A 5,080-nucleotide genomic window follows, 5' to 3' on the forward strand; every position below is an offset into this window, starting at 1 on the left:
ACTGGTAATGAAAGCAGAATATGATTTTAGTCACGGAAAACGAGGCGCAATTACTCCAAAGCTACCCGGTCAAACGCGCATCACCTTACAATTAGATGAAGACGTATTAGCTTGGTTTCGAGAACAAGTGCATTTAACTGGAGGGGGAGACTATCAAACTTTAATCAATGAAGCCTTACGTCAACATATCCAGCAATGTCAGGAGTCTTGAGAAGATACATTACGTCGTGTGTTACGAGAGGAACTCAAGCGAGTTGAACAATAAGATATTTTCATCTTGATCGAAGTTTTGAGCTTTTAGATTAACTATAATAAAATCAAACATTCACACTATTCGATTATAGCGTTATGTCCCAACTAACTCTACAACTAACCGTCGATCAAATTATTGAACTCATCCAGCAACTGTCTCCCGAAGAGCAACAAAAAATCATGGCTGTTTTACAAAATCCTTGGCTCAAAATGGCTGGTAAGTATAAAAATGATTCCCAGTTTGAGGAAATGCTGAATTATATTGAAGAAGACCGAAAACAACTGAAGAATGAGCAAGAAAATCGCGGGACAAGACGAATAGGTAATAGATCGGAATTTCAAGGATTCGAGGAAGACTAGCAGTAATTAGGCGTGCTGCTTCTAAAGGTAAAGAACATAATTTAGTGCAGGCATATCAAAATCTACAAGAGTTACTGAATGATGTTAAAGACTTAAATCTCTTGAGTTTTACCAACAGTGCATCTCAACTCTACAAACAGTTAGTTCAGGACAAAATCCGAATTGGTACAAACGATTTACGAATTGCTGCGATCGCACTTTCTTTAAACGCAACAGTTGTTACACGCAATACTCAATATTTTGCTAAAGTTCCCAATTTAAAGTTAGAAAACTGGGCAATCAATGATGAGAACTAGACTCTAAACTCTAATTTTTTACGCTGCCGAGTCTTGACATTACAAAACAAGCGGTTAAACTAGAAACGCTGATAAACTCATCCAACCCAAAACTAAATCATGGTGAAATTTTCCCGTCGTCAATTCCTGCAAGCGGCAGGGGCCGCGTTCACTACTTGGGGACTTCATCACTGGCAACTGGCCAAAACCCAACGAGTCTTAGCCCAACCCACAAACCGCAAGTTAGCTTTATTGGTGGGGATTAATGACTATTCTAACCCTAGTGAACGTCTGGCAGGTTGTGTGAATGATGTCATCTTACAGCGTCAATTACTCATTCATCGCTACGGGTTTAATCCCCAAGATGTGGTGATGTTGTTGGATGAACAGGCCACGCGACAGGGGATGTTAGAGGCATTTGAAGAACATCTCATTAAACAAGCCAAACCGGGGGATGTGGTCGTTTATCATTATTCGGGTCACGGTTCATTAGTGCAAGACCCAGACCCCATTTTTCGACGGGTGGGGACAGATATTGGCTTAAATGGGACGTTTGTTCCGGTTGATGCTAAGTTGCCGACGGGCTATCCCGAAACTGGGGGAACGGTGGCTGATATTATGGGACATACCTTGTTTTTGTTGATGTCTGCAATCCAAACGGAGAATTTTACTGCCGTTCTCGATAGTTGTTTTTCGGGGGCTGCGACGCGGGATTTTCGGGTGCGATCGCGCGATGGCGGAGAAAAAATCCAAATTGCCCCCCAAGAAAAAGCCTATCAGGAACAATGGCTCAGTCGCTTAGATTGGTCTGAGGAGGAGTACATTCAACGGTATCGTCAGGGAGTGGCCAATGGAGTGGTTTTAGCCTCCACTCAACGGCATCAATACGCGGTGGATGAACCGTTTAGCGGCTTTGCTGCCGGGGCGTTTACTTTTCGCTTCACTCAACATCTCTGGCAGAATAATAGTACCCCAAAAAGCGCGATCGCAGCCATTAACCAACAACTCCCCCGACGCTATAACCAAAACCCCCTCTGGGAAGTCGAAGTGAATACCAACAATGAAGAAAAACCCCTCTTTTTTGTAGAAAACCCTGGCCCCGTTGCCCACGGAAGGGTCATTGAAACCCAAGGAAGACAAGCACAAGTCTTGTTAGTGGGACTCCATCCCGGCCAAGTTGAACCGGGATTAGAGTTAGTTGCGGCCAATGGGGGAAAGGTGCGTTTGTTCGGTCGAGAGGGGTTAATTGCTGTTGGAGAGGTTTCGGGGTCTATCACAGCAGGAGAATTATTGCTCATTGCCCCCTAACCAGAGGCAATCTTGGACAAACTGGGTTAAAACCGTCAGAGGAGGGAGCGTAATATTTTTAGGCGAGTCGGGTTGGGCCGGATGGAGCGTCGTAGAAGGATAAAGAAGCCGTTTGCCGAAATCGGGGTGGTGATAGATGTCGAGGGTTTTATTTTTCGAGTTAGCCAAGGCCGTATAAGTGGGAGCATTGAGAAACTCCATCGCTTCAGGAGGACATAACGTCGGTTTCTGCTTATGGACAAACTGCAACCGTTTCACCGCCCGATGTAACTCTAAGTTCATCTGACGCAGTTGTTGGAACTTTTTGGTACTGAAAACATGAGGAGTACGGGTTTGTAAGGTATCGAGAAAGGCCAGTAAATGCCGTTCAATGGCCGCCGCATCCTGAAACGGTAACGTGGCATAAAACGCCGTCAGAAATAAATCCTCGTTACTCTCGACGCGAAATTTTAAATAGGTGCGACGGGAACTAATGCGAATACTCGGCGGTTGTTCTACTTTGGGATAGGCTTGGCGGACTTGATGATAAATAGTGGCTAGGGCTAAATTCGCATCAATATTAAAAGGGGCATCGACGGTGACTTCTACGGAGGGGGGCGTTTCTTGGAAAAACTCTGGCACTTGGGCCGGGGTGAGTTGATAAATTTGGCTATCATCTCCTTGGGGACTCAGATCAAGCCAATCACAGGTTAAGTTGGTGGTGGTTAATTTGGCCCGTCTTACTCCATGAAGTCGCGTACCCGTGAGGATGGCCCCGGTGAGATCAGCCCCGGCCCATTCTACTTTGATTAAGCGGGCCCGACCGAGATCGGTATGGACTAAACTGGCATTGACTAAAATCGCGCCACTGAGATCAGCCCCTTTCAAGTTGGCCCCACTGAGTTTGGCATCACTTAAATCAGCCCAGCGTAAGTCGGCCCCGCCTAATTCGGTCCAGCGTAAATTACTCCCCCGTAAGTCGGCCCCTTGTAAGTTGGCACAGGTGAGGGTAGCTTGACTGAGATCGGCTTCTCGTAAATTTACGGCCCGTAGGTCGGCACGGGTTAAGTCGGCGTTACTGAGGAAGGCTTGTTCTAAGATACTTTCGGCGAGGAAGGCCCCTCGGAGGTTACATTCGGTGAGGTTGCAGTAACTGAGGTTGGTTTCTCGAAAGAGGGTTTCTCGTAAGTCTGCTCCCTGGAGGTTACTGTTGCTTAAATTGGAGCGACTGAGATCAGCGCGAATGATTTCGGCGTGAATGAGTTGTGCGTCTTGGAGTTGCGCGTTGTTGAGGGTGGCGCGGATCAGGTTGGCGACGTTGAGGGAGGCGGAGTTGAGGGTTGCTCCGGTTAAGTTGGCCCCACTGAGTCGGGCGACGTTGAGTTTGGCGTGGGTGAAGTTGACTTGACTGAGGTTGGCCCCACTCAGGTTGGTGACGTTGAGGGTGGCGTGAGTGAAGTCTGCGCCACTGAGATCGACGTTGCGGAGGTTGGCTTCACTGAGGTTAATCCGTTGAAATTTTCGTTTTCCATGGGCATACAGGTTGAGCAGTTTTTTGGGGTTCATGGTATTCAGGGGACAATTTGGGGGCCAAACCCTGATTTGGCTGAGATAGGGGGGATGTTTTTTGGTACTTTGAGCGTTAGCAGTATTAGCAGAGTAGGAGAGGGTAGCGTTTTGAAAACTGTGGGAATTGTGGGTTTAGGGTTAATTGGGGGTTCATTGGGGTTAGAGTTGCGATCGCAACGCTTACGGGTTTTGGGGGTGTCTCGTCAAGAGCAGGTTTGTGAGATTGCTTTACGTCGGGGTATTGTCGATGTTGCTAGTGTTAATTTATCACTCTTGGGGGAGGCGGATGTGATCTTTGTTTGTACCCCTCTCCATGCGATTGCGGCCATGGTGGAGAAGTTAGTGCCTTATTTGTCGCCAGGGACGATTATTACGGATGTGGGGTCGGTGAAAGCTCCGGTTTTGCGGGAGGTGATGCCCCTTTGGCCCCATTTTGTGGGCGGCCACCCGATGACGGGGACGGCACAACAGGGGGTGAATGCAGCACAATCGGGGTTATTTGTCAATACCCCTTATGTGATTACTCCGGTGGAGGAGACTCCGGAGGATGCGGTGGAGGAGGTGGGAGAAATTGCGCGATCGCTGGGCTGTCAGTTGTATCATTGTTCCCCAGAGAAGCACGATCGCGCGGTGGCTTGGATTTCCCATTTGCCGTTGTTTGTCAGTGCGGCCTTACTGGAGACTTGTTTAGGGGAGACGGATGGGGAGGTGTTACAGTTGGCGCAACGGTTTGCCAGTTCTGGGTTTCGGGATACTTCACGGGTTGGGGGAGGGAATCCGGTGTTGGGGGAAGCGATCGCCCAGTATAATCGAGAGGAATTGCTGCGATCGCTCTACGCCTACCGCCACAGTTTAGATGGCCTCATTAACACTATTGAACAGGAAAATTGGCAGCAATTAAACCAACAATTACAGATTAATGAAATAGAGCGTTCTAAGTTTCTATGAATGAATTTCTTGACGAGTCCAGCGATCATAATTAATTTCGTAAATTTGTTGGAGAATATCATCAACATTATATTCCATTTTCCACTCTGGATAGTGGGATGCAAATTTGCGATTATCACCAATCCACCAGATATGATCACCGATGCGATTGCGATCGCTGTAAGAATAGTCCATTTTTTCCCCAACAATCTCTTGACTTTTATAAATCGCTTCTAACACCGAAGCATTACTAAAACGTCCTCCACCAATACAGGGTAAGAGCATCTCAATCATGCTTGACAAAAGGATTGTAGAAGAGTAGTCATGTAATCATCGTCCATAGCAGCACGTTGTCGCTTTTGTCGAAGACTGCGTTGAACAGTAGAGTCTTGACGGAGAAGGTTAAGAGA

The 5,080-nt window shown here is 47.2% G+C and carries 7 protein-coding genes; 5 read left to right on the top strand and 2 right to left on the bottom strand.

The features are described 5' to 3' along the window. The first annotated feature begins 7 nt into the window (after positions 1-7). The 4 genes from PN462_RS10330 to PN462_RS10345 all read left to right on the top strand — a co-directional run bounded on the left by PN462_RS10330 (position 8) and on the right by PN462_RS10345 (position 2,195). Positions 8-211: a BrnA antitoxin family protein gene (locus PN462_RS10330; protein WP_443029138.1), complete on the top strand. Its 204-nt coding sequence runs from the start codon at positions 8-10 to the stop codon at positions 209-211. 137 nt (positions 212-348) lie between these two features. Further along, positions 349-612: a hypothetical protein gene (locus PN462_RS10335; protein WP_272128092.1), complete on the top strand. Its 264-nt coding sequence runs from the start codon at positions 349-351 to the stop codon at positions 610-612. Between the two features lie 44 nt (positions 613-656). Continuing rightward, complete coding sequence (locus PN462_RS10340; RefSeq protein ID WP_272128093.1) at positions 657-908, top strand: type II toxin-antitoxin system VapC family toxin; 252 nt, start codon at positions 657-659, stop codon at positions 906-908. Positions 909-1,007: 99 nt separating this feature from the next. Then, on the top strand, positions 1,008-2,195 hold the full coding sequence (locus PN462_RS10345; RefSeq protein WP_272128094.1) for a caspase family protein: 1,188 nt from the start codon (positions 1,008-1,010) through the stop codon (positions 2,193-2,195). On the opposite strand, the gene PN462_RS10350 is transcribed toward PN462_RS10345, so the two are convergent. Beyond that, the gene (locus PN462_RS10350; protein WP_272128095.1) at positions 2,175-3,740 is read right to left on the bottom strand and encodes a pentapeptide repeat-containing protein; all 1,566 of its coding nucleotides are present in this window, start codon (positions 3,738-3,740) and stop codon (positions 2,175-2,177) included. The genes PN462_RS10345 and PN462_RS10350 overlap by 21 nt on opposite strands. 111 nt (positions 3,741-3,851) lie before the next feature. Here PN462_RS10350 and PN462_RS10355 point away from each other — a divergent pair, with 111 nt between their 5' ends. Beyond that, on the top strand, positions 3,852-4,691 hold the full coding sequence (locus PN462_RS10355; protein ID WP_443029137.1) for a prephenate/arogenate dehydrogenase: 840 nt from the start codon (positions 3,852-3,854) through the stop codon (positions 4,689-4,691). Here the strand turns inward: PN462_RS10355 and PN462_RS10360 are convergent. Next, a complete protein-coding gene (locus tag PN462_RS10360) occupies positions 4,686-4,964 on the bottom strand; it encodes a hypothetical protein (RefSeq protein WP_272128096.1) in 279 nt (92 codons plus the stop codon). The genes PN462_RS10355 and PN462_RS10360 overlap by 6 nt on opposite strands. Positions 4,965-5,080: the final 116 nt, after the last annotated feature.

Source organism: Spirulina sp. CS-785/01 (assembly GCF_028330525.1).
Taxonomy (GTDB): Bacteria; Cyanobacteriota; Cyanobacteriia; order Cyanobacteriales; family Spirulinaceae; genus JAQMSD01.